This is a genomic window from Caballeronia sp. Sq4a (assembly GCF_023170545.1).
Lineage (GTDB): Bacteria > Pseudomonadota > Gammaproteobacteria > Burkholderiales > Burkholderiaceae > Caballeronia.
Genome location: NZ_CP084250.1, coordinates 1,929,104 through 1,955,510 on the forward strand (window position 1 = coordinate 1,929,104; position 26,407 = coordinate 1,955,510).

23 protein-coding genes and 1 tRNA gene are annotated in these 26,407 nt (G+C 63.5%); 5 read left to right on the plus strand and 19 right to left on the minus strand.

The window, feature by feature from the left end; translation table 11 throughout:
- Window positions 1-28: 28 nt before the first annotated feature.
- The 9 genes from phoU to LDZ24_RS09205 form a co-directional block, all read right to left on the minus strand.
- Window positions 29-733: a phosphate signaling complex protein PhoU gene (phoU, locus tag LDZ24_RS09165; RefSeq protein ID WP_248320209.1), complete on the minus strand. Its 705-nt coding sequence runs from the start codon at window positions 731-733 to the stop codon at window positions 29-31.
- A gap of 42 nt (window positions 734-775) precedes the next feature.
- A complete protein-coding gene (gene pstB, locus LDZ24_RS09170) occupies window positions 776-1,651 on the minus strand; it encodes a phosphate ABC transporter ATP-binding protein PstB (RefSeq protein WP_248320211.1) in 876 nt (291 codons plus the stop codon).
- A 15-nt stretch (window positions 1,652-1,666) separates the two neighbouring features.
- The gene (gene pstA / locus LDZ24_RS09175; RefSeq protein WP_371747340.1) at window positions 1,667-2,554 is read right to left on the minus strand and encodes a phosphate ABC transporter permease PstA; all 888 of its coding nucleotides are present in this window, start codon (window positions 2,552-2,554) and stop codon (window positions 1,667-1,669) included.
- Window positions 2,551-3,534, minus strand: coding sequence for a phosphate ABC transporter permease PstC (gene pstC, locus LDZ24_RS09180; protein ID WP_248320213.1), 984 nt, complete (start codon window positions 3,532-3,534; stop codon window positions 2,551-2,553). The genes pstA and pstC overlap by 4 nt, the downstream gene beginning before the upstream one ends.
- 153 nt (window positions 3,535-3,687) lie before the next feature.
- On the minus strand, window positions 3,688-4,719 hold the full coding sequence (gene pstS, locus LDZ24_RS09185; protein ID WP_248320215.1) for a phosphate ABC transporter substrate-binding protein PstS: 1,032 nt from the start codon (window positions 4,717-4,719) through the stop codon (window positions 3,688-3,690).
- Window positions 4,720-4,926: 207 nt separating this feature from the next.
- Complete coding sequence (gene glmM, locus LDZ24_RS09190; protein ID WP_248320216.1) at window positions 4,927-6,285, minus strand: phosphoglucosamine mutase; 1,359 nt, start codon at window positions 6,283-6,285, stop codon at window positions 4,927-4,929.
- 107 nt (window positions 6,286-6,392) lie between these two features.
- Window positions 6,393-7,193, minus strand: a complete 801-nt coding sequence (folP, locus tag LDZ24_RS09195; protein ID WP_248322321.1) for a dihydropteroate synthase — start codon at window positions 7,191-7,193, stop codon at window positions 6,393-6,395.
- Between the two features lie 194 nt (window positions 7,194-7,387).
- A complete protein-coding gene (ftsH, locus tag LDZ24_RS09200; RefSeq protein ID WP_175944393.1) occupies window positions 7,388-9,274 on the minus strand; it encodes an ATP-dependent zinc metalloprotease FtsH in 1,887 nt (628 codons plus the stop codon).
- 173 nt (window positions 9,275-9,447) lie between these two features.
- The gene (locus LDZ24_RS09205; RefSeq protein ID WP_175944395.1) at window positions 9,448-10,122 is read right to left on the minus strand and encodes an RlmE family RNA methyltransferase; all 675 of its coding nucleotides are present in this window, start codon (window positions 10,120-10,122) and stop codon (window positions 9,448-9,450) included.
- Between the two features lie 334 nt (window positions 10,123-10,456).
- On the opposite strand from LDZ24_RS09205, the gene LDZ24_RS09210 reads away from it, so the two are divergent.
- The gene (locus LDZ24_RS09210) at window positions 10,457-10,996 is read left to right on the plus strand and encodes a YhbY family RNA-binding protein (protein WP_206466696.1); all 540 of its coding nucleotides are present in this window, start codon (window positions 10,457-10,459) and stop codon (window positions 10,994-10,996) included.
- 46 nt (window positions 10,997-11,042) lie between these two features.
- Here LDZ24_RS09210 and LDZ24_RS09215 read toward each other — a convergent pair whose 3' ends face one another.
- The 7 genes from LDZ24_RS09215 to gloB form a co-directional block, all read right to left on the minus strand.
- Window positions 11,043-11,564 carry a DUF4149 domain-containing protein gene (locus LDZ24_RS09215; RefSeq protein ID WP_371747341.1) on the minus strand — a complete coding sequence of 174 codons (522 nt, stop codon included), beginning with the start codon at window positions 11,562-11,564 and terminating at the stop codon, window positions 11,043-11,045.
- Window positions 11,564-12,040, minus strand: coding sequence for a transcription elongation factor GreA (greA, locus tag LDZ24_RS09220; protein WP_175944399.1), 477 nt, complete (start codon window positions 12,038-12,040; stop codon window positions 11,564-11,566). The genes LDZ24_RS09215 and greA overlap by 1 nt, the downstream gene beginning before the upstream one ends.
- Window positions 12,041-12,153: 113 nt before the next feature.
- Entirely contained in the window at window positions 12,154-15,408 is a 3,255-nt protein-coding gene (carB, locus tag LDZ24_RS09225) for a carbamoyl-phosphate synthase large subunit (RefSeq protein ID WP_248320217.1), read from the minus strand.
- A 21-nt stretch (window positions 15,409-15,429) separates the two neighbouring features.
- Window positions 15,430-16,572, minus strand: a complete 1,143-nt coding sequence (carA, locus tag LDZ24_RS09230; protein WP_248320218.1) for a glutamine-hydrolyzing carbamoyl-phosphate synthase small subunit — start codon at window positions 16,570-16,572, stop codon at window positions 15,430-15,432.
- Window positions 16,573-16,924: 352 nt separating this feature from the next.
- The gene (locus tag LDZ24_RS09235; protein ID WP_248320219.1) at window positions 16,925-18,157 is read right to left on the minus strand and encodes an MFS transporter; all 1,233 of its coding nucleotides are present in this window, start codon (window positions 18,155-18,157) and stop codon (window positions 16,925-16,927) included.
- A 110-nt stretch (window positions 18,158-18,267) separates the two neighbouring features.
- Window positions 18,268-19,920 carry a transglycosylase SLT domain-containing protein gene (locus LDZ24_RS09240; protein WP_248320220.1) on the minus strand — a complete coding sequence of 551 codons (1,653 nt, stop codon included), beginning with the start codon at window positions 19,918-19,920 and terminating at the stop codon, window positions 18,268-18,270.
- A 149-nt stretch (window positions 19,921-20,069) separates the two neighbouring features.
- Window positions 20,070-20,918 carry a hydroxyacylglutathione hydrolase gene (gene gloB / locus LDZ24_RS09245; RefSeq protein WP_248320221.1) on the minus strand — a complete coding sequence of 283 codons (849 nt, stop codon included), beginning with the start codon at window positions 20,916-20,918 and terminating at the stop codon, window positions 20,070-20,072.
- Between the two features lie 17 nt (window positions 20,919-20,935).
- On the opposite strand from gloB, the gene LDZ24_RS09250 reads away from it, so the two are divergent.
- The 4 genes from LDZ24_RS09250 (at window position 20,936) to LDZ24_RS09265 (ending at window position 23,102) form a co-directional block, all read left to right on the plus strand.
- A complete protein-coding gene (locus tag LDZ24_RS09250; protein ID WP_248320222.1) occupies window positions 20,936-21,739 on the plus strand; it encodes a class I SAM-dependent methyltransferase in 804 nt (267 codons plus the stop codon).
- Window positions 21,739-22,200, plus strand: coding sequence for a ribonuclease HI (gene rnhA, locus LDZ24_RS09255; RefSeq protein ID WP_248320223.1), 462 nt, complete (start codon window positions 21,739-21,741; stop codon window positions 22,198-22,200). The genes LDZ24_RS09250 and rnhA overlap by 1 nt, the downstream gene beginning before the upstream one ends.
- 22 nt (window positions 22,201-22,222) lie before the next feature.
- Window positions 22,223-22,960, plus strand: a complete 738-nt coding sequence (dnaQ, locus tag LDZ24_RS09260; RefSeq protein WP_248320224.1) for a DNA polymerase III subunit epsilon — start codon at window positions 22,223-22,225, stop codon at window positions 22,958-22,960.
- A 67-nt stretch (window positions 22,961-23,027) separates the two neighbouring features.
- A tRNA-Val gene (locus tag LDZ24_RS09265) sits at window positions 23,028-23,102 on the plus strand.
- Window positions 23,103-23,198: 96 nt separating this feature from the next.
- On the opposite strand, the gene LDZ24_RS09270 is transcribed toward LDZ24_RS09265, so the two are convergent.
- From LDZ24_RS09270 to LDZ24_RS09280, 3 genes are all read right to left on the minus strand, one after another.
- Window positions 23,199-23,672, minus strand: a complete 474-nt coding sequence (locus tag LDZ24_RS09270) for a DUF2214 family protein (RefSeq protein ID WP_248320225.1) — start codon at window positions 23,670-23,672, stop codon at window positions 23,199-23,201.
- Window positions 23,673-23,725: 53 nt separating this feature from the next.
- A complete protein-coding gene (locus tag LDZ24_RS09275; protein ID WP_248320226.1) occupies window positions 23,726-24,523 on the minus strand; it encodes a hypothetical protein in 798 nt (265 codons plus the stop codon).
- A gap of 253 nt (window positions 24,524-24,776) precedes the next feature.
- Entirely contained in the window at window positions 24,777-25,838 is a 1,062-nt protein-coding gene (locus LDZ24_RS09280) for a glycosyltransferase family 4 protein (RefSeq protein ID WP_248320227.1), read from the minus strand.
- Window positions 25,839-26,407 lie beyond the last annotated feature (569 nt).

Genomic DNA, 26,407 nt, shown 5'->3' on the forward strand with positions numbered 1-26,407 from the left:
ACCTTTTTGCTTGAAGTGAATCGTTGGATTAACTGAGCGCCTCGCGTTCGAGCTGGTCGCGCGAAATGTGGCGCACGTCCGTGCCTTTCACGATGTAGATGATGAACTCCGCGATGTTCTTCGCGTGATCGCCGATGCGCTCGACCGCTTTCGCGATGAACAGATAATCGAGCCCCGCCGAAATGGTGCGCGGGTCTTCCATCATGTACGTCACGAGCTTGCGCACGAAGGCGCGGAATTCCTCGTCGATGGCTTTATCGTCGCGCACGATCTGCGCGGCGGCGACCGTATCGAGACGCGCGAACGCATCGAGCGCGCGGCGCAGGATCGACACGGCCATCTCGCCCGAGAGCTTGATCTCCGCGATGTTCACCGTGCGGCCCGCGCCGTCTTCGTTGATGCGCTTCACGCGCTTCGCGATCTTCTCGGCTTCGTCGCCGGCGCGTTCGAGATTCGTGATGGTCTTCGAGATCGCCATGAGCAGACGCAAGTCACGCGCGGCCGGCTGACGGCGCGCGATGATGTTGCTGCACTCCTCGTCGATTTCGACTTCCATCGTGTTCAGGCGCGCTTCCGCGGCGATCACCTGATCCGCGATCTGCACGTCGAATTCGTTCAGCGCCTGCATCGCCGCGGTGATCTGCGACTCGACGAGACCGCCCATTTGCAGCACTTTCGAGGACACCGCGTTCAGATCGGCGTCGAACTGGCTCGACAGATGTTTATCGGACATGTTGTGCTCCTGTAGTCCTTTGTTCGTTCGCTGACCGGCCGATCAGCCAAAGCGGCCCGTGATGTAGTCTTCCGTTTCCTTGCGGGCCGGCTTGATGAAGATCTTTTCCGTGTCGCCGAATTCGATCAATTCACCGAGATACATATAAGCAGTGTAGTCCGAGCAGCGCGCGGCCTGCTGCATGTTGTGCGTGACGATCACCACCGTGTAATCGCTCTTCAGCTCCGCGATCAGTTCTTCGATCCGGCCCGTCGAAATCGGATCGAGCGCCGAGCACGGTTCGTCGAGCAGCAGCACTTCGGGCCGGATGGCGATGCCGCGCGCGATGCACAGACGCTGCTGCTGGCCGCCCGACAGACCGTAGCCGCTTTGCGTGAGTTTGTCCTTCACTTCGGTCCAGAGCGCGGCCTTCGTGAGCGCCCATTCCACGCGGTCGTCCATCTCCGAGCGCGACAGTTGCTCGAACATCTTCACGCCGAACGCGATGTTGTCGTAGATCGACATCGGGAACGGCGTCGGCTTCTGGAACACCATGCCGACGCGCGCGCGCAAGAGCGAGATGTCCTTCGTCGTGTCGAGCAGATTGGCGCCGTCCATCAGGATCTCGCCTTCCGCGCGCTGCTCGGGATACAGCGCGAACATCTTGTTGAACGTGCGCAAGAGCGTGGACTTGCCGCATCCCGACGGACCGATGAACGCCGTGACCTTTTTCTCCGGAATGCGCAGGTTGATGTTCTTCAGCGCGTGATACTTGTTGTAGAAGAAGTTGAGGTTGTTCACCTCGATCTTCGGCTTGATGGAATCCGCCGGCTGTGAGCCGTGCGTCGGACGCGCGCTGCCCGGCGCGGGACCGCGCTCGGCCGGCTTGGCTTCAGTCTTCGACTTCAGGTGGCTGACGCCACTTTCGACCATGTTCATGGAATCACTCCACCCTTATTTCTTGGAAAAAATCGCGCGCGCCAGGATATTCAGACCCAGCACGCCGAGCGTAATCAGGAACACGCCGGCCCACGCGAGCGTTTGCCATTGCGGGAACGGACTCATCGCGAACTTGTAGATCGTCACCGGCAGATTCGCCACCGGCTGATTCATGTCGAGCGTGAAGAACTGGTTCGACAGCGCCGTGAACAGCAGCGGCGCGGTCTCGCCCGCGATGCGCGCGACGGCCAGCAGCACGCCGGTCACGATGCCGCCCACCGACGCCTTCAGCGTGATCGACATCACCATCTTCCACTTCGGCGTGCCGAGCGCGAAGGCCGCCTCGCGCAGCGCGTTGGGCACGAGGTTCAGCATGTTCTCCGTCGTGCGGATGATGATGGGAATCTGCAAGAGTCCGAGCGCGATCACGCCGGCCCAGCCCGAGAAACGCCCCATCTTCGCGACGACCAGCGCATACACGAAGAGACCGACGACGATGGACGGCGCGGACAACAGAATGTCGTTGATGAAGCGCGTCACGTTCGCGAGCCAGCGCTTCTGCCCGTATTCCGCGAGATACACGCCCGCGAGAATGCCGAGCGGCGTGCCGATGCACGTTGCGAGCACGACGAGCATGAGACTGCCGACGATCGCGTTGGCGAGACCGCCGCCATCGGTGTTCGGCGGAGGCGTCGACTGCGTGAACAGTTCGACCGAAAGGCCGGAGACGCCGAGCTTCAGCGTCGTGAAGAGAATCCACACGAGCCACACGAGGCCGAACGCCATGGCCGCGAGCGAAAGCGTCAGCGCAATCGCGTTGGTGCCGCGGCGGCGGCGTTGCAGCTTCATGCGCGTGGCGACCGTGCGCTCGTGATCCTGATTGAACGTTGCGGGACGGCTCACTTTGCACCCTCCGCGCGCTGCATGCGCATCAAGAGCAGCTTCGACAGCGCGAGCACGATGAACGTGATGACGAAGAGAATCAAACCGAGCTCCATCAGCGCGGATGTGTGCAGGCCGGGGCTCGCTTCCGCGAATTCGTTCGCGAGCGCCGAGGTGATGCTGTTGCCCGGAGAAAAGAGCGACACGTTGTCGAGCAGATTGGTGTTGCCGATCACGAAGGTCACCGCCATGGTCTCGCCGAGCGCGCGGCCGAGACCGAGCATGACGCCGCCGATCACGCCGGCGCGCGTGTACGGCAGCACGATCTTCCACATCACTTCCCACGTCGTGCAGCCGATGCCGTACGCCGATTCCTTCAGCAGCACGGGCGTGACTTCGAACACGTCGCGCATCACGGACGCGATGTACGGAATGATCATGATCGCGAGAATGACGCCCGCGCACAGAATGCCGATGCCGATGGGCGGCCCCTGAAACAGCGCGCCGACGAGCGGCACGCCGCCGAGCAGCGCGCCGAGCGGCTTTTCGAAGTACGTCGCGAAGATCGGCGCGAACACGAGCAGGCCCCACATGCCGTAGACGATCGACGGAATCGCCGCGAGCAGTTCGATGGCGACGCCGAGCGGCCGGCGCAGCCACGTCGGCGACAGTTCCGTCAGAAAGAGCGCGATGCCGAAGCTCACCGGCACTGCGATGATCAGCGCGATGATCGAGGTCGCGATGGTGCCGTAAATGGGCACGAGCGCGCCGAAGCTCTCGCTGGGCGGATCCCACTCCGCGCGCCAGAGAAAGCTGAGCCCGAATTTCTCGATGGTCGGCATCGACGCAATGATGAGCGAGACGATGATGCCGCCAAGCAGGAGCAGCGTCACGACGGCTGCCAGCCGGGTGATGCCGCCGAAAATGATGTCGCCGATACGGCTCGGCGCGCGCTGCGATTGCGCCGCCGGCGGTGCCGACGCTAAGTTGATGTCCGACATGGGAGCCTTGGTTACGCTACGTGTCAGACGCGCGGCAACCTTTCGATCGCCGCGCGGCTTGTTACTGCTTCTTTGCTGCTTCCTCTGCTTTGACTGTCCGCCGCTCCAGCTTAGGACAGTTTCAGCTTGTGTGACTGCGATACTTCTTTGCCATTACTCCGCGACCGGCTTGCCCGCGCTGTCCTTGACCTTCGCCTTCCACTGCGTGCGGATTTCCGAGACTACCGACTCCGGCAGTGAGATGTAGTCGAGGTCGTTCGCAGCCTGGCCGCCGTTCTTGAACGCCCAGTCGAAGAACTTAAGCGTCTCGGTGCCTTGCGCCGCCTTGTCCTGCGTCGAATGCAGCAGCACGAAGGTCGCGCCGACGATCGGCCATGCGTCCTTGCCCGGCTCGTTCGTCAGGATTTGATAGAACGACTTCGACCAGTCCGCGCCCGCGGCCGCCGCCTTGAACGTCTCCGTCTTCGGCTCCACCACCGTGCCCGCCGAATTCTTCAGGCCGACGTAGGTCATGTGGTTCTGCTTCGCGTACGCCCACTCGACATAGCCGATTGCGCCCGGCAGACGCTGCACGAACGCCGCGACGCCGTCGTTACCCTTGCCGCCCGTGCCCGTCGGCCAGTTGACCGTCGAACCCTCGCCCACCTTCGACTTCCAGTCGGCGTTGACCTTCGACAGATAGTTGGTCCAGATGAAGCTCGTGCCCGAGCCGTCCGCGCGGCGCACCACGGCGATGTCGGTATCCGGCAGCTTGACCTTCGGGTTCAGCGCCGCGATCGCCGGGTCGTTCCACTTCTTGATCTTGCCGAGATAGATGTCGCCGAGCACCTGGCCCGACAGCGTCAGTTCGCCTGCCTTCACGCCCGGCACGTTGATGACCGGCACCACGCCGCCGACCACCGTCGGGAACTGGAAGAGGCCGTCTTTCGCAAGTTCGTCATCTTTCAGCGGAGCGTCCGAGCCCGCGAAATCGACCGTCTTCGCGATGATTTGTTTGATGCCGCCCGACGAGCCGATGCCCTGATAGTTGACCTTGCCGCCGCCGCTTTTTTGATAGGCATCCGCCCACTTGGTGTAGATCGGAGCTGCGAAGGTACTGCCCGCGCCGGTGATATCGGCCGCTTGCGCAGAGATGGCCAGCATTGCGCCAATTACGCCAGCGAGCGCGGTGTGCATCAATTTCATGAGACCTCCGGGGTTGAATAGCGTGTGGGACGACACGCGAAATATAGGCAGTCTCTGTGACAGTAATGTGACTCTCGGTTAAGGGCATGTGACAGGCGACTTTCAAACGGAAAGTCGATCGTGCGTTCATTCGTCAGGCTGCGAACGGGCAATAAAAAAGCGGGCCGAAGCCCGCTTTTCGCGAAATGCGCGTTTTTCCGCGAACGCTTACGACGTGACGTCTTTTACGACCTGCGCAATCGTTTCCGCGTGCCGGACGGCGTCCGCCTGCGCGGCCGCTTCCACCATCACGCGCAACACCGGTTCCGTTCCCGACGCGCGAATCAAGACCCGACCGCGCGATTCGAGCGAATGCTCGGCTTGCTCGACGGCGCGGCGGATCGCGTCACTGCTCTTCCAGTCCGCGCCCGCTTTCATGCGCACGTTGATGAGCTTCTGCGGAAAAAGGCTCACGCCTTCGAGCAGTTCGGCGAGCGTCTTGCCGCTGCGCTTGAGCGCCGCGAGCACGAGGAGCGCCGAGACGATGCCGTCGCCCGTCGAGTGACGATCCAGCGACAAAATGTGGCCCGAGCCTTCCGCGCCGAGTTGCCAGCCGTGCTCGCGCAGCTTTTCGAGCACGTAGCGGTCGCCGACCGCGGCACGGACGAACTGCACGCCGGCCTCCTTCAGCGCGACTTCGACCGCCATGTTCGTCATCAGCGTGCCGACCGCGCCTTCCACCTTGCCGTGCGTCGCGATGCGGTCCTTCACCAGCACGTAGAGCAACTCGTCGCCGTTATAGAGGCGCCCGGCCGAATCGACGATCTGCAGACGGTCCGCGTCGCCATCCAGCGCAATGCCGATATCCGCGCCATGCTCCTTCACCGCGCGCACGAGCGCATCCGGGGCCGTCGCGCCGACGCCATCGTTGATATTGAAGCCGTTCGGCGACACGCCGATCGGCACCACTTCCGCGCCGAGTTCGTGGAACACGTGCGGGGCGACGTCGTACGCCGCGCCGTGCGCGCAGTCGACCACCAGCTTCAGGCCGCGCAAGTCGAAGCTCGCGGGGAACGTGCTCTTGCAGAATTCGATGTAACGGCCGCCCGCGTCGTCGAGACGGCGCGCCTTGCCGAGCCGTTCAGACGGCGCGCAGTCCATCGGCTGTTCGAGTTGCGCCTCGATCTGGTGTTCGACTTCGTCGGGCAGCTTGTTGCCGTCGGCGGAGAAGAACTTGATGCCGTTGTCCTCGTAGGGATTGTGCGACGCGCTGATGACGACGCCCGCGGACAGCCGCAGCGCGCGCGTCAGATAGGCGACGCCGGGCGTGGGCATCGGGCCGGCGAGCATCACGTCGACGCCCGCCGCCGAGAAGCCGGACTCCAGCGCCGCTTCCAGCATGTAGCCGGACACGCGCGTGTCCTTGCCGATCAGCACCGTCGGCCGGTTGCCCTTCTGTAGCGACCGGTCGCCGCCCGCGAGCACCTTGCCGGCCGCGTAGCCGAGCCTGAGCACGAAGTCCGGCGTGATCGGGGCCGCGCCGACGCGTCCGCGAATGCCGTCCGTTCCGAAATATCGTCTTGCCATTGTTGCCTGACCCTCCTCGCGGATTACGGCGCCTGTTTTGATCCGCGTTGTTCGTTGGAAAGCTGCGAGCGCGAGCGCCTTCGCCGCAGTGCTACGACGCCAGCGCGTCAATCGTGCGCGCGATGCGCCGCCTGCCTGGTGGCTTGCCAAACTTTCAATGCGTCTACGGTCTCGGCCACATCGTGCACACGAATGATGGCCGCGCCGCGTTCGGCAGCGCACACCGCCGCCGCAATGCTCGCGAACACGCGCTCGCCCGCGCTGCGACCGGTGACGGCGCCGAGCATCGATTTGCGCGACATGCCGGCCAGCAGCGCGCGATGCGTGCCGACTGGCAGCGTTGCCGCGAGTTCGGCAAGTAGCGTGTAATTATGCCCGACGGTTTTGCCGAAGCCGTAGCCGGGATCGAATGTGATGCGATTCGCCGCAATGCCTGCCGCCGTGAGCGCGGCAAGCCGCTCGGTGAAGAAGTCTCGCACCGAGGCGACCACGTCTTCATAGACCGGTTCGTGCAGTTGCATCGTGCGGGGCTCGCCAAGCATGTGCATCACGCACAGTCCGCAGTGGCTGTCCTTCACCGCATCGAGTGCGCCGTCCTGGCGCAGCCCCCAGATGTCGTTGATCATGTCCGCGCCGGCCTCGAGCGCGGCGCGCATCACGGCGGGCTTGTAGGTATCCACCGAAAGCGGAACCTGCACGCCGCGCAAGGCTTCGACGATCGGGACCACGCGTTCGAGTTCTTCGTCGAGCGGCACGGGCGGCGCGCCCGGGCGAGTTGATTCGCCGCCGATGTCGATCATGTCCGCGCCGTCTGCGAGCATTTGCTCGGCGCGTGCCAGCGCCGCGTCGCGGGAAAGGAAGCGGCCGCCATCGGAGAAGGAGTCCGGCGTGACGTTCAGGATGCCCATGACCAGCGGTCGTTCGAACGTCAGCGTGAAACGGCCGCATTGCAGCGGCTCGGCGAGTGCGGGGGAGGAAGTGAGCGTGGTCAAGCGAATGGGCGACAGCGAGTGACTGGGCGTTCGACCGGCAGAACGCGGGCCTGAAAATAAAAATGGGCCGGCGTGCATTGCACGCCGGCCCATGATACAACTCGGGAAGCTTAGGCCGGCGCGGTTGCGCTACCCGGCTTCACTTCGGTGCCGCTATTGCCGCTCGAGGGCGAGTCGCCCGACGGCGGCGGCATGTTCTTCGGCGGACGCGGCGGACGGCCGGCCATGATGTCGCTGATCTGGTCTGCGTCGATGGTTTCCCATTCGAGCAGCGCCTTGGTCATGGCTTCGACCTTCTCGCGGTTGTCTTCCAGCAGCTTGCGCGCAAGCGCGTACTGCTCGTCGAGGATGCGGCGGATTTCCGCATCGACTTTTTGCAGCGTCGCTTCCGAAACCGTCTTCGACGCGAGCTTGCCGAACATGCCGTCCGGTTCCGTGTCGACGTACACCATCGTGCCGAGCACGTCCGACATGCCGTAACGCGTGACCATGTCGCGCGCCATCTTCGTTGCGCGCTCGAAGTCGTTCGAAGCACCGGTCGACATCGAGTTGAGGAACACTTCTTCCGCTGCGCGGCCGCCGAACAGGATCGCAATTTCTTCCAGCATCTTGTCGCGATACAGGTTCACGCGATCATGCTCCGGCAACTGCCACGTGACGCCCAGCGCCCAGCCGCGCGGCATGATCGTGACCTTGTGAACCGGGTCCGCATGCGGCAACAGCTTGGCGACCACCGCGTGGCCCGACTCGTGGTACGCCGTATTGCGGCGTTCCTCTTCGCGCATGACCGCCGACTTCCGCTCCGGACCCATGAAGATCTTGTCCTTCGCGTCCTCGAAGTCCTGCATTTCGACGATCCGCTTGCCGCGACGCGCCGCGAAGAGCGCGGCTTCGTTCACGAGGTTCGCGAGATCCGCACCCGAGAAGCCCGGCGTGCCGCGCGCGATGACCGACGCGTCGACGTCGTTCGCAATCGGCACCTTGCGCAGATGCACCTTCATGATGTGCTCGCGGCCGCGGATATCCGGCAGACCGACGTACACCTGACGGTCGAAACGGCCGGGACGCAACAGCGCCTTGTCCAGCACGTCCGAGCGGTTCGTCGCGGCGATCACGATGACGCCCGAATTCGCCTCGAAGCCGTCCATTTCGACGAGCATCTGGTTCAGCGTCTGCTCGCGCTCGTCGTTGCCGCCGCCCATGCCGGCGCCGCGATGACGACCGACCGCGTCGATTTCGTCGATGAACACGATACACGGCGCATGCTTCTTGGCTTGCTCGAACATGTCGCGCACGCGAGCAGCGCCCACGCCAACGAACATTTCCACGAAGTCCGAACCCGAGATGCTGAAGAACGGCACCTTGGCTTCGCCTGCAATGGCGCGCGCCAGAAGCGTCTTACCGGTACCCGGAGGGCCGACCAGCAGCACGCCGCGCGGAATGCGCCCGCCGAGCTTCTGGAACTTCTGCGGATCGCGCAGGAAGTCGACCAGTTCCGACACTTCTTCCTTGGCTTCGTCGCAGCCGGCCACGTCCGTGAAGTTGATCGCGTTGTTGTTTTCGTCGATCAGCCGCGCTCGCGACTTGCCGAACGAGAACGCCCCGCCTTTGCCGCCTCCCTGCATCTGCCGCATCATGTAGAACCAGAAACCGATGATCAGGATCGTCGGCCCAAGGTAGTACAGCGCGGAGACGAGCGCATTCGGTTCATCGTCAGCCTTGCCGCTGACCTGAACGCCGTATTTCATCAGATCGCCGACCATCCAGATGTCGCCGGGCGACACGATCTGGTACTTCTGGCCGTCTGTCGGAGTGACCGTGAGATTGCGCCCCTGAACCGTGACGTTCTTGACCTTGCCGTTCTTCGCGTCGTCCATGAACTGCGAATACGACACGCCTTCCTGGACGCGGGGCTTATCGAACTGCTTGAACACCGTAAACAGCACCAGTGCGATCACGAGCCACACTGCCGCTTTAGAGAACATATTGTTGTTCAAAGCACCACTCCTCACTCATAGACGGGCGCCTACATAAACCTTGCGGCGCCACCAAAGCATTCTAATCCAGACCGCTAACCCCTGCCATAAGGTTTCACTACCGCCTAAATAGCGTTAGATGGTCTTTTTTCGGCATAATCCGCGAAAATATCGCTGAAATTCGCCGACATCGTTTAAGCGGGTCCGGCAGCCGGATTTTTGAGCCGCCGCCCGAGGATGAAAGTCTCGGACGATTTATCCCGAGACGCCTTGGGCTTGCGCGGCGCGACGACTTTGAACTGGTGCTTGAACTTCTCGACGATCTGGCTGTAGCCGCTGCCATGAAAACATTTGACTAGCAGCGCACCCTCCGGTTTCAGATGGTTTTGAGCGAATTCCAGCGCCAGGTCGCAAAGATGCTCGATCCGCGCCGCATCCGCACTCGCTACTCCGGAGAGGTTGGGGGCCATGTCGGAGATTACAAGGTCGACTTGCCGCTCACCGACGATTTCGTCCAGTTGCGCGAGCACCGAGTCTTCGCGGAAGTCGCCCTGGATGAACGTCACGTCCGCGATCGGCTCCATCGGCAGGATATCGAGCGCGATGATCGTGCCGTCGATGCCGCCCTCGCGCTGCGCGTCGCGCTTCGAACCCTGCGCGAGCTTGTTGCGCGCATACTGGCTCCAGCTTCCGGGCGTCGAACCCAGATCGACGATGACCTGCCCCGGCTTGATGAGCTTGTCCTGCTCGTCGATCTCCTTGAGCTTGTACGCCGCGCGGGCCCGATAGCCCTCGCGCTGCGCCATCTTCACGTACGGATCGTTGATGTGGTCATGCAACCACGAATGATTGAAGCGATTCTTTGCCATTCAAGCTGAACTCATGCCGCATTCGTGCGGCGTGGAAGGTGTTTCGGTGGCGCGAGCAGTCCGCGCCGATGCGTGGTCCCGGGATTGCGTGCGCGAAATCTTGCAGCAACGTGCGGCGCTTTTAGCGGATAATACGCGTCTTGTCGGCCGGAACGTTTCCGCGGGCGCTCGAATGCGCCCGGCAATCGCGTCTCCGGCCTATTTTGTTTTTGGCGGCGGTCCACCTCGACCGGGCGAGCCCGGCCATCTTGCCGGCTTCTTCGCACTTCGCTTTACGCGTTTGGCACGCCGTCAGGCCCGCGCCGCCCTATTTTAGTCGACTTCCCAATTTCTCATGCCAGCTCTCGAACTCTCTCCTGCCCAACGCTCCGACCTGCGCTCCCAGGCCCATGCGCTCAAGCCCGTCGTGCTCGTCGGCGCGGAGGGTTTGACGGATGCCGTGCTGAATGAAATCGGCGTACACCTCGAAGCGCACCAGCTCATCAAGATTCGCGTGTTCGGCGACGACCGCGAAGCGCGCATCGCCATTTACGACGAAATCTGCGACCGCCTGAACGCAGCGCCTATCCAGCATATCGGCAAGCTGCTCGTCATTTGGCGGCCGGAAGGCGCCGCGCCGGCCAAGAGCCGCAACACGCGCACGCGCAGCACCATGCCGCCGAGCGCGGCGGAAGCCGTCGAGCGCCCTTCGAAGGGCCGCGCCCCGCGCATCGTCAAGGCCGTGAAAATCTCCCGCGATGCGCCTGCGTTTAAAAAGCCGAAGAAGCAGACGCTCAAAGTGCTCGGTAACGAGCGCGTGACCGCGGGCGGCAACGTGAAGCGCGCGAAAAAGCGTCAGACGAGCTCGAAGCGCCAGCATCAGGCCGCGAAGTAAGCAGCGCGGCGCGAGAGCGTTCGCGCCGCATGCGGCCACGGCGCGATTAGCTCCGCGCCCGCTTGGCCGCCATCTTCGCCGACTTGTTCTTCGGCACGATGGCGCTAGGCGCACTGCCCGGCAAGCGCCACACGAGCGCGATGCCGAAAAGACATTCGATCAGATAGATGACGCTCGATATGCCGTGCAGAATGCCGAACTGCCGCGCATACGGCGAACTGGCGAGATCGGTGCCGGCTGCCTGCGCCGCCATGCGCAGCGAATTCATGAACGGCTGCAACGCGAAGTAACCGGCGAGCACGCACACCAGCATGACCGCGACAATCCACCGCACGCGCTTATAGTCCGCGATACCGCTTTTCACGAAGCGATTGCCGATCAGAATAAGAACGAGCGCGCTGACGACGCCCACGAACGCCTCGATCCTGAAGTACTGCGCGGCCACCGATCCGGCCACGGCGGAGTCCAGCATCGAAAAGAGGACGGGCGTGGCAACGAGGCCGAGCGTCAGCAGGCTGCCGACCCAGAGCATGCTGACGATGCGAAAAACGCGGTGCGCGATGGCCATCAGACGTAACGGACAGCGATGATTTCGTACTCGCGCGCGCCGCCCGGCGCCTGCACCGACGCGACGTCGCCTTCCGACTTCGAAATGAGCGCGCGCGCAATCGGCGAGCTCACCGAGATCAGGCCGTGATCGATATCCGCTTCGTCGTCACCGACGATCTGGTACGTCACGGTGTCGCCGGATTCCAGGTCTTCCAGTTCGACCGTCGCGCCGAACACCACGCGGCCGTCGGCATCCACGGTCGTCGGGTCGATCACTTGCGCCGCGGCCAGCTTCGATTCGAGTTCGGCGATCCGGCCCTCGATGAAGCCCTGCTTCTCCTTCGCGGCATCGTATTCTGCGTTTTCAGACAGATCGCCCTGCGCGCGCGCTTCCGCGATCGCGTTGATGACCGCCGGACGCTCGACAGCCTTCAGGCGTTGCAATTCGTCGCGCAGCAACTCCGCGCCGCGCTTGGTCAAGGGAATCGTGCTCATAGACAACCCAAAGCAAAAAACAGCCGTAAAAAAATTACCGCGGTTAGCGCATCTCCGTATGAGGAGATACCGCTCAACCGCGGCTCGTGTTACTTAGACCAGTCGTCGAAGCCTTAGTTTAGGCGAGCATGCAAGCCTTGTAAATCATAGACTTCCAAATCGCGCAGATAACGCAGGCCTTCCACGGCGGCACGCGCGCCCGACATCGTCGTGTAGTACGTGACCTTGTTGGCCTGCGCGCTCATGCGGATGGATCGCGAATCGGCAATGGCCGCGCGGGTTTCATCGACCGTCGTGAAGACGAGCGCAATCTCGCCGTTCTTGATCATGTCGACGATATGCGGCCGGCCGTCCTTCACCTTGTTCACGACCTTCACCGGCACGCCCGCCGCCGCGATGGCCGCAGCCGTGCCCTTGGTCGCGACGATCGGATAGCCGAGCTCGTGCAGCATGCTCGCCACTTCCACGGCCTTCGGCTTGTCCGCGTCCATCACCGTCAAGAGCACCGTGCCCGATTCCGGCAAGCGCGAACCGGCCGCGAGTTGCGACTTGAAGAGCGCCTCGCCGAACGTGCGGCCCACGCCCATCACTTCGCCGGTAGAACGCATTTCCGGTCCGAGAACCGGATCGACCGTCGGGAACTTGACGAACGGGAACACCGCTTCCTTCACGCTGAAGTACGGCGGCACGATTTCCTTCGTCACGCCCTGCTGCGCGAGCGTCTGACCGACCATCGCGCGCGCGGCGATCTTCGCGAGCGGCAGGCTCGTCGCCTTCGACACATACGGCACCGTGCGCGATGCGCGCGGGTTCACTTCCAGCACGTAGATGACGTCCTTCTTCGTGCCGTCGTCCTGCGGAACCTGTTGAATCGCGAATTGCACGTTCATCAGGCCGACGACGTTCAGCGCCTTGGCCATCGCAGCGGTTTGACGCTTCAGCTCGTCGACGGTCGCATCCGACAGCGAATACGGCGGCAGCGAACAGGCTGAATCGCCCGAATGCACGCCCGCCTGCTCGATGTGCTCCATCACGCCGCCGATGAACACCGCTTCGCCATCCGAGATGCAGTCGACGTCGCATTCGATCGCGTCGTTCAGGAAGCGGTCGAGCAGCACCGGCGAATCGTTCGACACCTTCACGGCCTCGCGCATGTAGCGTTCGAGGTCGCGCGGCTCGTGCACGATTTCCATCGCGCGGCCGCCCAGCACGTACGAAGGACGCACGACGAGCGGATAACCGATCTCTTCGGCGAGCTTCAGCGCTTCGTCTTCGGTGCGCGCGGTGCGGTTTGGCGGCTGACGCAAGTCGAGATCCTTCAGCAGCTTCTGGAAGCGTTCGCGGTCTTCGGCGGCGTCGATCATGTCCGGCGACGTGCCGATGATCGGCACGCCGTTCGCCTCGAGGTCCAGCGCGAGCTTGAGCGGCGTCTGGCCGCCGTACTGCACGATCACGCCGACCGGCTTTTCCAGATCGACGACTTCGAGCACGTCTTCGAGCGTCAGCGATTCGAAGTAAAGGCGGTCGGAGGTGTCGTAGTCCGTGGACACGGTCTCAGGATTGCAGTTGACCATGATGGTTTCATAGCCGTCTTCGCGCATGGCGAGCGCGGCGTGAACGCAGCAGTAGTCGAACTCGATGCCCTGCCCGATCCGGTTCGGCCCGCCGCCGAGCACCATGATCTTTTTCTTGTCCGTCGGGTTCGCTTCGCACTCGTCCTCGTAGGTCGAGTACATATAGGCGGTCTTCGTCGCGAATTCGGCCGCGCACGTATCGACGCGCTTGTACACCGGACGCACTTTCAGTTCATGGCGCTTCTTGCGCACGTCGGCTTGCGTCGAGCCCGTCAGCTTCGCGAGACGCCGATCCGAGAAGCCGCTCTTTTTCAGATACAGCAGTTCGTCGCGCGTGAGGCTTTCGAGCGTGCGGCCTTGCAGCGCCTTTTCCTTCAGCACGATCTGTTCGATCTGCGCGAGGAACCACGGATCGATCGACGTTTCCTCGAAAATTTCCTCGGGCGTGAGGCCAAGACGGAACGCGTCGCCGAGGTACCAGATGCGGTCCGGGCCCGGCTCGCCGATCTCGCGGATCACTTCATCGCGGCTCGTCGTCTTTTCGTCGAGACCGTCGACGCCGACTTCCAGACCGCGCAACGCCTTCTGGAACGACTCCTGGAACGTGCGGCCAATGGCCATCACTTCGCCGACCGACTTCATCTGCGTCGTGAGACGCGAATCGGCCTCGCGGAATTTCTCGAACGCGAAACGCGGCACCTTCGTCACGACATAGTCGATGGTCGGCTCGAACGATGCCGGCGTCTGTCCGCCGGTGATTTCGTTCTTGAGCTCGTCCAGCGTGTAGCCGCAGGCGAGCTTCGCGGCGACCTTCGCGATCGGGAAGCCCGTCGCCTTCGACGCCAAAGCGGATGAGCGCGACACACGCGGATTCATCTCGATGACGACCATGCGGCCGTCCTTCGGATTGATCGCGAACTGCACGTTCGAGCCGCCCGTGTCCACGCCGATCTCGCGCAGCACCGCGAGCGACGCGTTACGCAGCACCTGATACTCCTTGTCGGTGAGCGTCTGCGCGGGCGCGACGGTGATGGAATCGCCCGTATGCACGCCCATCGGATCGAGGTTTTCGATCGAGCACACGATGATGCAGTTGTCCTTTTTATCGCGGACCACTTCCATCTCGTACTCTTTCCAGCCGAGCAGCGATTCTTCGATCAAGAGCTCGCGCGTCGGCGAAAGATCGAGACCGCGACGGCAGATTTCCTCGAACTCTTCCTTGTTGTACGCGATGCCGCCGCCCGAGCCGCCGAGCGTGAACGACGGCCGGATCACGGTCGGATAACCGCCGCTGCCGGTCGCTTCGGCGATCTGCGCCTGCACGGCGAGCGCCTCTTCCATCGAATGCGCGATGCCCGACTTGGCCGAACCGAGGCCGATCTTGGTCATCGCGTCCTTGAACTTCTGGCGGTCTTCCGCCTTGTCGATGGCTTCCGGCGACGCGCCGATCAGCTCGACGTTGTACTTCTCCAGCACGCCGTGATGGAACAGGTCGAGCGCGCAATTGAGCGCGGTCTGCCCGCCCATGGTCGGCAGGATCGCGTCCGGGCGCTCCTTCGCGATTATGCGCTCGACCACTTCCCACGAGATCGGCTCGATGTAGGTGACGTCCGCCGTGTTCGGATCGGTCATGATCGTCGCGGGATTGCTGTTGACGAGAATGACCTTGTAGCCTTCCTCGCGCAGCGCCTTGCACGCCTGCGCGCCGGAATAGTCGAACTCGCACGCCTGACCGATGATGATCGGGCCCGCGCCGATGATGAGGATGCTCTTGATGTCTGTGCGCTTCGGCATAACTGTGCTCTGTGGTGTTCTTTATGCGGCGACCTTCGCCGTCTCCATCAGCTTGATGAAGCGGTCGAACAGATACGCGATGTCGTGCGGGCCGGGCGACGCTTCCGGGTGGCCCTGGAAGCAGAACGCGGGCTTGTCGGTCAGCGCGAAGCCTTGCAGCGTGCCGTCGAAAAGCGAGACGTGCGTGACCTTGGCGTTCGCGGGGAGCGTCGCGGCATCGACCGCGAAGCCGTGGTTCTGCGACGTGATCACGACGCGGCCGTCTTCCATGTCCTTCACCGGATGATTCGCGCCGTGGTGGCCGGTCTTCATCTTCGTGGTCTTGGCGCCGACGGCGAGCCCCATGATCTGATGCCCGAGGCAGATGCCGAACGTGGGAATGCCGCGCTCGATGAATTCGCGAGTGGCGGCGATCGCGTAGTCGCACGGTTCCGGGTCGCCGGGGCCGTTCGACAGGAAGATGCCGTCCGGGTTGAGCGCCAGCGCGTCGGCGGCGGTCGCTTCGGCGGGAAGCACGGTCACGTGACAGCCGCGCTCGGCCAGCATGCGGAGGATGTTGTACTTGACGCCGTAGTCGAACGCGACGACGCGGAATGTCGGCGCGTCCTGCGTGCCGTAGCCGCTGCCGAGGCGCCATTCGCGCTGCGTCCACTCGTAGCGCTCTTTCGTCGACACGACCTTCGCGAGGTCCATGCCGGCGAGTCCGGGGAACGAACGCGCGAGTTCGAGAGCCTTCGCCTCGTCGTCGCTGCCGGCGAGAATGCAGCCGTTCTGCGCGCCCTTGTCGCGCAAAATGCGCGTGAGTTTGCGCGTGTCGATGCCCGCAATGGCGGGGATGCCTTGCGCCTTCAGATAGTCGGAGAGGGTTTGCTCGGAACGGAAATTCGAAGCGAGCACCGGCAGATCACGGATGATGAGGCCGGCGGCATGGACTCGGCTGGCTTCGACGTCCTCGGCGTTGACGCCGACGTTGCCGATATGCGGATACGTCAGGGTGACGATCTGGCGGGCGTAGCTCGGATCGGTCAGGATTTCCTGATAGCCGGTAATCGCGGTGTTGAACACCACTTCGCCGATCGTCGAACCTGCGGCGCCGATCGATTGACCACGAAAGACCGTGCCGTCGGCAAGTGCGAGAAGTGCTGGGGAGAATGACGGCAACACGGGAAGCTCCTTGGGGGAACACCCTGTTACCGACCTGTCTGTCCGAAATTCAGGCGTGGGGCCGCGGCATGAAGCGAGCGCGGGCATCCTTGCGCGAGGGCGGCGGCTGACACGCGGGAAACCCGGGAATCGCGGCTCGGACCAGCTTGCTCGCACTAAGCGAACGAGGTTGCGGAGCGGACGATTGCGGCGTGCAGCGCGCGCTGCCAGGCGCAGCGAACGACGGTGTATGGGAGGTAGGCGCTAGGGTGCGGGTTGATATGCTCAAACCTTCGAATTATAGCGTGAAATCAGACGTTTCGCCAAATTTCGGAAGTCTCCGCTTGCCGCGCCCCGGTTTAGCGCGACACCTCTACGATGCAGTCCGCTCGGCCTTGTGCAGCACGCGGCTGGGCAACACGTACCAGACCGCGCTCGCCAATTGCAACGCGATCAGAATGCTCCACACCGTCACATGCGCCGCTGCCGGATAGTGACCGCCTTCCGGCGTCCAGCGCGAAAGCACCGCGCCCACGCCGACCTGAAATCCGAAGATCAGCAGGAAGATCACGAGCGTGAGCGTCGTCGTCGCCCGGCCGATCATGTGCGATGGGAAGTACTCCGCCATTACCGCGTAGCTCAAAATGCCCGTGCCGCCGAATACGCCGTACGCGGCAAGCAGCGTCGCGGGCGGCAGCGGCACGCGCAGCACCATCAGCACCTGCACGAGAACGTAGAGCGCCATTCCCACGCCGCAGAACGCGTAGACGGACACGCCGCGCCGCTCCATGCCGCGCGCCGCCGCGCCGAAGCCGACGCACCCGAGCATCATCGCGAAACCGAGCAGCGAGACGAGCGCGGCGGCGTGCGCGGGCGTCAGGTTCATCACGTCGAGCAGATAGGGGCGAATCCAGAGCGATTGCATCGCGTAGAACACGCCCTGCGTGACGACGGAGAACGACGCGATCTTCCAGAACGCGCCGCTTTTCAGGATGTGCCACGTGCCCTTGAACTGGCTGATGACGTCGGCCTGATGGTGCGAGTCCGCGTTGCGAGGCGCGAACAACGCGATGGCTGCCGCGACGGCGAGCGTGAACACGCCGAGACCGATCGACACCTGCCGCCAGGTCGTCGTTTGCAACAGCGACGCGAGCGGCGAGCCGACGACCACCCCGCCGAGTCCGCCGACCGCCATCGTGAAACCGTTGACGAGCGGCAGGCGCGCGACCGGAAAATGCTGCGCGGACGCCTTGAACGCCGCGCTCAGACAGACGGAAACGCCCACGCCGATCAGCAAGCGCCCCACCATCAATCCGCCCAGCCCGTGGGACGCACCGAACGTCCAAATGCCCGCCGCCGCGAACAGGAGCATGCCGGCGGTGACGCGGCGCGGCCCGTAGTGGTCGAGCAGCACGCCGACCGGAATCTGCGCGATCGCGAAGCCGATGAAATAAAGCGACGTCAGCAAGCCGAGATCGGCGGCGGACAGACCGAGATCATGCGTGATGAGCGGCGCGAAGCCGAGGTTGACGCCGCGAAACACGTACGAGACGAAATACCCGGCGGCGAACAGGAAGAACACCCGGAGACGAACGGAGGACGGCATGCGCTGGACAGTTGTTCTTTTGAAACGCCAGTTTAACTGCGCCGCCAAATGAAAACGCCGTCACCTTGGTGACGGCGTGGAATAAGCAGAAAGCGCGAGCCGCGCTGCCCTTATTTCTTCTTGGCCTTGGAACCGCCCGAATGCGCGGCGGCATGCTTTTCCGTCCTCGCCGAGGCAGCGGGCTTGGCGGAAGCGCCCGTCTTCGGCGAGATCGTAGCGGACACGCGCGTGAGCGTATGCCCCGGCGCCTTGCCGTGCGGCGTTTTCGCGGTGACATGCGTGCCGATTCGGCTGACGCCGCCCGACGAACGGCTCGACGCCGCCACCGTCTCGACGCGCACCGGGCCCGGCTCGGCGGGCACGGCGCGACCGTACGGAACGTGCAGCACAACGACTTGCCCCGGCATGAACATATCGCGATGCGTATGGTTCCAGGCGCGCACCTGCGCCACTGATACGTTGTATCGGTCCGCCAGCGTCGCGATGGACTGCTTGCGGCGCACGCGAATGGCCATCTTGCGCGTGTCGGGCACGTCGCGCTCGACCGCGAGCATCGCGTTCGCGGCGACGTCCGCGCTGATGTCTTCGTCGTCATCGTCCGTACGCGGCACGACGATGGTCGAACCCGGCTTCAGACGCATGCCCGCCGGAATGCGATTGACCGACATGAGCGTGTCCGCGTCGACGCCAATCTTTTCAGCGATGGCTGCGGGCCGCGCCCGCTCCGTCACCGTATACGTGGTCCACGACGACAACGCGCCCGTGTACGAACCGAGATTACGCTGGAACGTGGCGGCGTTGTCGAACGGCAGCAGGATCTGCGGATTCGTCGCGCCGAGAATGACCGGCTTCGAGAACGACGGATTCAGCGAGCGGAATTCCTCGACGCTCATGCCGGCGAGCTTCGCGGCCATGGTCACGTCGATATCGCGCGCGGTTGTAACCGTGACGAAGTACGGGTGATTCGGAATGTCCGGCAGCGCGAGACCGTACTGCTGCGGATTCGTCACGATGTTCTTGACGGCCTGCAACTTCGGCACGTAGTTGCGCGTCTCGTTGGGCATGCGCAGGCTTTCGTAGTCGGTCGGCAAGCCGGCCGCTTCGTTGCGCGCAATGGCCCGCTGCACATTGCCCTCGCCCCAGTTGTATGCGGCGAGCGCCAGGTGCCAGTCGCCGAACATGTCATGCAGACGCGAGAGATAGTCGAGCGCGGCGCTCGTCGACGCGAGCACGTCGCGGCGCTCGTCCTGCCACATGTTCTGCTTGAGGTTGTAGTCGCGGCCGGTGCCCGGCACGAACTGCCACATGCCGGCCGCCTTCGCGACCGACAGCGCCTGCGGGTTGTACGCCGATTCGATGAACGGCAGAAGCGCCAGTTCCGTCGGCATGTGGCGCTGCTCCAGTTCCTCGACGATGTGATACAGGTATTTCTGCGAGCGCGTGGTCATGCGCTCGACGTAATCCGGACGCTGCGCGTACCAGTTCACCTGCATGTCGACGAGATCGCTTTGCAGGTCCGGAATCTGGAAGCCATTGCGAATGCGGCTCCACAAGTCCGCGGAACCGGCGAGCGAAGTGACAGGCGTCTTGTCGACGTTGATGGTTTCCTTGGCGGCTGCGGTGCGGCGAATCGTGTCGGCGACTTGTTGCTGCGAGGCGGCGGTAGGAGTGGCGGAAGTAGGATCGGAGGCGGGCGCTGTCGGCCCCTGGCTGGCGCACGCGGCCAGCGTCAGGACGGATAGCGCACTTAATGTTAGTCGCATGAACGTCTCGGCTTCCAAAAGATATGCTTGGAAATTTGGAGCCGATGGTACGGAACCGAACCTAGGACGTCAATAAGAATGCACGTAAAACCCCTGCAAAATCTTGCATCTATCGCCGTTCCTAAAGTATTGGATTAAGTTCCCTGCGATCAGCGGAAGTTATCCTTCCATCCGCGCAGCATGCTGAACGCCTCCGTCCGGTCGGCCACCGGCTCCTTGAACTGCGCGACAAGCGCCGCTTGAATTGCTGGCTGATCGACGCGCAAGAACGGATTTACCGCTTTTTCATGACCGATGCTCGTGGGCAGCGTCGGCTTGCCGGCAGCGCGCAGCGCCTGCGCTTCGTCGCTCCAGCGCGAGAGCGTCGCGCTGTCCGGCTCGCAGGCCCGCGCGAAGCGAATGTTCGACAGCGTGTATTCGTGCGCGCAGTGCACGAGCGTCGCGTCGGGAAGCGCCGCAAGCGCGTCGAGCGAGGTGAGCATCTGCTGCGGCGTGCCTTCGAAAAGACGCCCGCAGCCGCTCGCGAACAGCGTGTCGCCGCAGAAGACATGCGGCGTGCCGTTGCCGTCGTCTTCCTGGAAGTATGCGATATGGCCGGCCGTATGGCCCGGCACATCCATCACGGTAAAGCTGAGTTCCGGCTGCGCGATGCGCACCGTGTCGCCGTCGGCAAGCCGCTCGGTCAGATGCTCGATGCGCTCGCCGGCCGGTCCGTACACCGGAATGCCCTCGTCCGATCGGCTATCGAGCAATGCTTTCACACCGCCGACATGGTCGCGATGATGGTGCGTGAGTAAAATAGCGGTCAGCCGCCAGCCGCGTTCGGCGAGATAGGCCTCGACGGGTGCGGCGTCGCCCGGGTCGATCACGACGGCATCGCGCGAATCCGACACGAGCCAGATGTAGTTGTCTTCGAAGGCCGGGACCGGCACGTACTCGAGTTCGCGCCTGGGCGCGCGTTTGGACGAATCTTCAGCAAACGAATCCATGGCGATCATCTACGCGGCATCCGAACATGTCTGACCGAGCGATTATAGACTGGCCCGCCTGGACGAACTCCGCGCCCGGACGCTACGTGCTGGAGTGGGAGCAGGGGCAGCTCGACCGCGTGGTCTGCGACATCTTCGGCTATCACGCGCTTCAGCTCGGCATGCCGCAACTGGACGCCTTGCGAGAAAATCGCATGACCGGGCGCGCGCTCGTGCTCGACGCCGAAAGCGGCGCCAGCGCGCCGTACACGCTGCCGCGCACGTCCGCACGAGGCGCGAGCGCGCCGGAAGGCCGGAGCACGGTCTGGTGCGAATTCCTGGATTTGCCGTTCGAAGCGCAGAGCGTCGATTTGCTCGTGCTGCCGCATACGCTGGAATTCTCGCGTGACCCGCATCGACTGTTGCGCGAAGCCGAGCGCGTGCTCGTGCCCGAAGGCCAGTTGATCATCCTGGGGTTCAATTCGCTCAGTTTGTGGGGCGCGCGGCAATCGCTCGGCAAGGTGGCGGGACGCCCGTTCGTGCCGGAAGCGCACGACATGATCGCGTTCACGCGCATCAAGGACTGGATCAAGTTGCTCGGCTTCGACCTTGAACGCGGGCGCTTCGGCTGCTATCGTCCGCCGCTGCTGACGGACAAATGGCTGCAGCGTTACGAATTCATGGAGCCCGCCGGCGACCGCTGGTGGCCCATTTTCGGCGCCGCGTACATGATCACGGCGGTGAAGCGCGTGCGCGGCATGCGGCTCATCGGTCCACGCAAGCTGAAAAAACCTGCGCTCGCGCCCGGTCTCGCTCCGGTCGCGGCCCCGCACACTCGCAACGAGCATTGATGACTGACGAATCCGCATCGGCCAAAGTAATCGACATCTATACTGACGGCGCCTGCAAAGGCAATCCCGGTCCGGGCGGCTGGGGCGCCCTTCTGCGTTTCGGCGCCCTCGAGAAGGAACTGTTCGGCGGCGAAGCCGCGACTACGAACAACCGCATGGAGTTGATGGCCGTGATCGCCGCGCTCGAGGCGTTGAAGCGGCCGTGCCACGCCGTGATCCACACCGACTCGCAATACGTGCAGAAAGGCATCAGCGAGTGGATTCACGGCTGGAAGAAAAAAAACTGGATGACGGCCGCCAAGACGCCCGTGAAAAACGCCGACTTGTGGAAGCGCCTCGACGCGCTCGTCGCGCAACACGAGATCGAATGGCGCTGGGTCAGAGGACACGCCGGCCATCCCGAGAACGAACGCGCCGATGCGCTCGCCAATCGCGGCGTGACATCGCTTGCCGAAAGCTGAACGCAGCACTACACCGAATCTCATGCGCCAACTGATACTGGACACCGAAACCACCGGCCTGAACGCTCGCACGGGCGACAGGATCATCGAAATCGGCTGCGTCGAGCTGATCAATCGCCGGCTGACGGGCAACAACCTGCACATCTACGTCAACCCGGAACGCGACAGCGACCCCGGCGCGCTGGCGGTGCACGGTCTCACCACCGAATTCCTGAGCGACAAGCCGAAGTTCGCGGAGATCGCCGCACAACTGCGCGATTTCATCGCGGGCGCGGAGCTCATCATCCACAATGCGCCCTTCGATATCGGCTTTCTCGACATGGAATTCGCGCTGCTCGGGCTGCCGAAGGTGTCCGAGATCTGCGCCGGCGTGATCGACTCGCTCGCGCACGCGAAGCAGATGTTCCCCGGCAAGCGCAATTCGCTCGATGCGCTGTGCGACCGCTTCGGCATCAGCAACGCGCACCGCACGCTGCACGGCGCGCTGCTCGACTCCGAATTGCTCGCCGAGGTCTATTTGGCGATGACGCGCGGCCAAGAGAGCCTCGTCATCGACATGCTGGGCGACGCGGAAACGGAAGGCACGACGGCTGCGCCGCGCATCGCGCTGGACGACCTCGATCTGCCGGTGATCGTCGCGAGCGGCGAAGAACTCGCCGCGCACGAAGCGGTGCTCAACGATCTCGACAAGGCGCTAAAGGGCACGAGCGTGTGGCGAACAGAAGCGCCGCAGACCGAGCCGGATGCGGTCGCCGCATAATTTTTCGAAATTGCTTAAAGAATCGCTTTACGAGACGAGATAGTCCTGACATAATCTCAATCTCTTCGGGTGGTTAGCTCAGCGGTAGAGCACTGCCTTCACACGGCAGGGGTCACTGGTTCGATCCCAGTACTACCCACCAGAATTCTGGTGCTGGTAACGCCAAGACACCGAAGACCAAAAGGCCCAAGTCTAGCGACTTGGGCCTTTTTCATTTTCCGCGCGCGAACCCGGCACTTCACCTCGCCCAAACACCCCGCGCCATCCCGGTCGCCGCAATCACCATCACGATGACGAGCGCCGCCTCGAGATCGCTCATCCACGCGAAGCGCCGCGCGCGCGTCCAGTCGATCGCCCCTCCCTGCGCCAGCGCCGCGCGCCAGCGGATCAGCGCGAGCATCGGCGAGACTTCAATCACCAGAATCACCACGAGCGCCGTCATCTTCAGGTGAAAAAGCGGCTCGTGCAGATAGTACGCACCGCCCTTCTCGAAGCTGCCGAACGCGCGCGTCAGGCCGGTGACGATCAGGACGACAGCCGCGATGCCCCACACCGCGTCGGACCGGAACACGTCACGCAGACGCAATGCGTTCGCTTGCACCGATTCCGCCGCGTCCAGCCGGCGCAATGCCCGCGCACGCGCGAGCACCGAACCGAGCGCGAAGCCGAAGGCGAGCAGATGAAGCGCGGCGAGCAACCAACGTATCAGCATCCTTTCCTCCCACGATCGACAAGAAAGACTTGCCCGGCTCGATGCGATGCGAGTCAGACCTGACTCAGCGTGGCGTCGAGCGCGCGTGCGGCGCTGCGGTCGCTCTCGGTGGAAAGCGACGCGCGAAAAATCGTCGTGCGATTGTGACCTGCCGCAGCGGGCGAATCCCACTGCAGTTCCACTTTCGGACGCCGCGAGAACCAGCTTCGCCGCGCGATGCCATTCGATGCCACGGGCGCTGCGGCCGGCTGTGCCGATGCCGCCAGCACCGGCCATTTCACCGACAATTCGCGTGCGTCGTACTGGCCGAGCTTGCGGCTTTCGGCCCAGACCATCGCCGTGCGCGTGACGGGATCGAGCGAAATGGCATAGCGGCCGATGGCGAAGCGCCGCGCCGCGATGTTCGTGCGCCACAGCGCGCGGGGCCGGCAAATCCACATCACCACCGCATAGAGCGCCGGCGCGACCGCCAGCCAGCCGTTCGTTTCAGCGAGCGTGTGCACGAAGCGCCGCCAGCCCGACGTCCAGACGAACGCGCCGACCGAGAAAATCGCGAAGCCGAACGTCAGCAGCGCGAGCAGCCTCAGCGCCTGCCGAAGCCACTGCGGCAACGGATGCAGCGGACGCTCCATGCGCGGCTTCGCGCCCGGCAGCACGATCAAAAGGAAAATCAAGACGAGATTGAGGCACGCCCATGGCGATGAAGTCATCGCGCGCACCGAGGACAGATAGCCCATCTGCGACATCGAGAGCGCCCATCGCGCCGCGAGGATCACGCCGATGGCCCGCAGCGCGAACAACGTCCCTGCGCCCGGTGCCGGGCTCGCGCTGGTTTGCTTGGTTCTCGCCAAAGGGTGCGCTCCTGTCCACGAACGTTGCCTGCCGCCGCTGTCTGTGCGAGCGGGCGGCCACTGCGCCTTGCGCAGCGCAAAGCTCGGACATTATAGGGAGATTACGGAGGGCGTCATCGGTTTCGCCTCGCGCATGCGGCGCGGCGCTCCAATTACGCCGCGACTGTGCCATTACGACAACGCCCCGCGCACCTTTCGGCGGGCGGGGCGTTCTCCGAGCCGCATCGCTGCGGCCACGGACAGTTCGCAGCTATCAGGCGTTCACTTCGCGCAGAACGGTGCGGCGCTTCTGGCGCAGCAGTTCCTCGTAGTTCTGCACGTAGCGCGCCGCCATCACCTTCGACGAGAAGCGCGTCTCGAACGTCTCGCGGACCTTCGCGCGCGACAGCGAGTCGAGGCGCTTAACCGCGGCGATCGCCGAGAGTTCGTCTTCCACGACGAAGCCCGACACGCCGTTCTCGATCACTTCCGGCACCGAGCCGCGATTGAACGCGATCACCGGCGTGCCGCAGGCCATCGCCTCGATCATCACGAGGCCGAAGGGCTCCGGCCAGTCGATCGGGAACAGCAGCGCATGCGCGTTGCCGAGGAATTCGGTCTTCTCGGCCTCGCTGATCTCGCCGATGTACTCGACGTGCGGCAGCGCGAAGAGCGGCTTGATCTCTTCTTCGTAATAAGCGCGGTCGGCCTTGTCCAGCTTCGCCGCGATCTTGATTTTCATGCCCGCGGCCTGCGCGATGCGGATGGCGCGGTCCACGCGCTTCTCCGGCGAAATGCGGCCGAGGAACGCCAGATAGCCGGGCTTCACGTTCGGAATCGGCTTCAGCAGGTTTTCCGGCAGGCCGTGGTACACGGTCGAGAGCCAGTTGGCTTGCGGCAGCGGCTGGCGCTGGTTGTCGGAAATCGACACCACCGGCACGTCATTGAACGTATTGAAGATCGGCTGGAGTTCCGGCAGATCGAGACGGCCGTGCATCGTCGTCAGGAACGGCACCGGCTGGCGCGCGAACAGCGAGAACGGGTAATAGTCGATATGGAAGTGCAGCACGTCGAACTCGTCGGCGCGGCGGCGGACTTCTTCGAGCAGCAGCATGTGCGGCGCCATCGTGTCGCGGATGGTCGGGTCGAGGCGCAGCGCTTGCGGCCAGAAGGCTTCGAGCTTCGCCGACGTCTGCGAATCACCGCTCGCGAAGAGCGTGACGTCGTGTCCAGCCTCGACAAGAGCCTCGGTCAGATAAGACACCACGCGTTCCGTGCCGCCGTAGAGCTTAGGCGGAACAGCCTCGTGGAGGGGCGCGATTTGAGCGATTCGCATGATTGTGAAACTCCTAATAAAAGGTCAGGCAAGGTACTGCTGTCACGTTTGACATCGGGAGCGAATCGCTCGGCTCGGGCGAGAGCTTTTCGCGGCGCGTCGGCCTCGGAAGCGGCTGGTGCTCGAATGCAAAAGCGGGTCGCTAATCACCGGCTCCACGCGGGCGTTGCCACAAGCAACTTCGGAGCCATATCTCAAAAACCGCCGCGCCCAGCAATAAACGCGCTCGGGCTCGGGCGGTTGACGACTTCCTACAGAAAGCTGTCAAAAAGTCTAAGTGAAAACCCGGAGCGCATTATGGAGCCTTTTACACCGGCGACAGGGAGCCATTTCAACTTATTTACCTTGTTACACCGGGGAAACATTTAACAAACCCCTGTTTATTAAGGTTGTTCTACATTGGAGCACGTGCCGCGGCGATGCACGGGCGGCGACTCGCTCTCTGCCTTTACGAGGCACGCCGAACGGGATGCTGGCGCATCCCATGCTTATATCGACGCTGCCGCGCGAGAAGCTCCCGGACAGGAGCACGCGCGGCGGGACGCGCCAGCCGCCAGTTCATCGCAAAA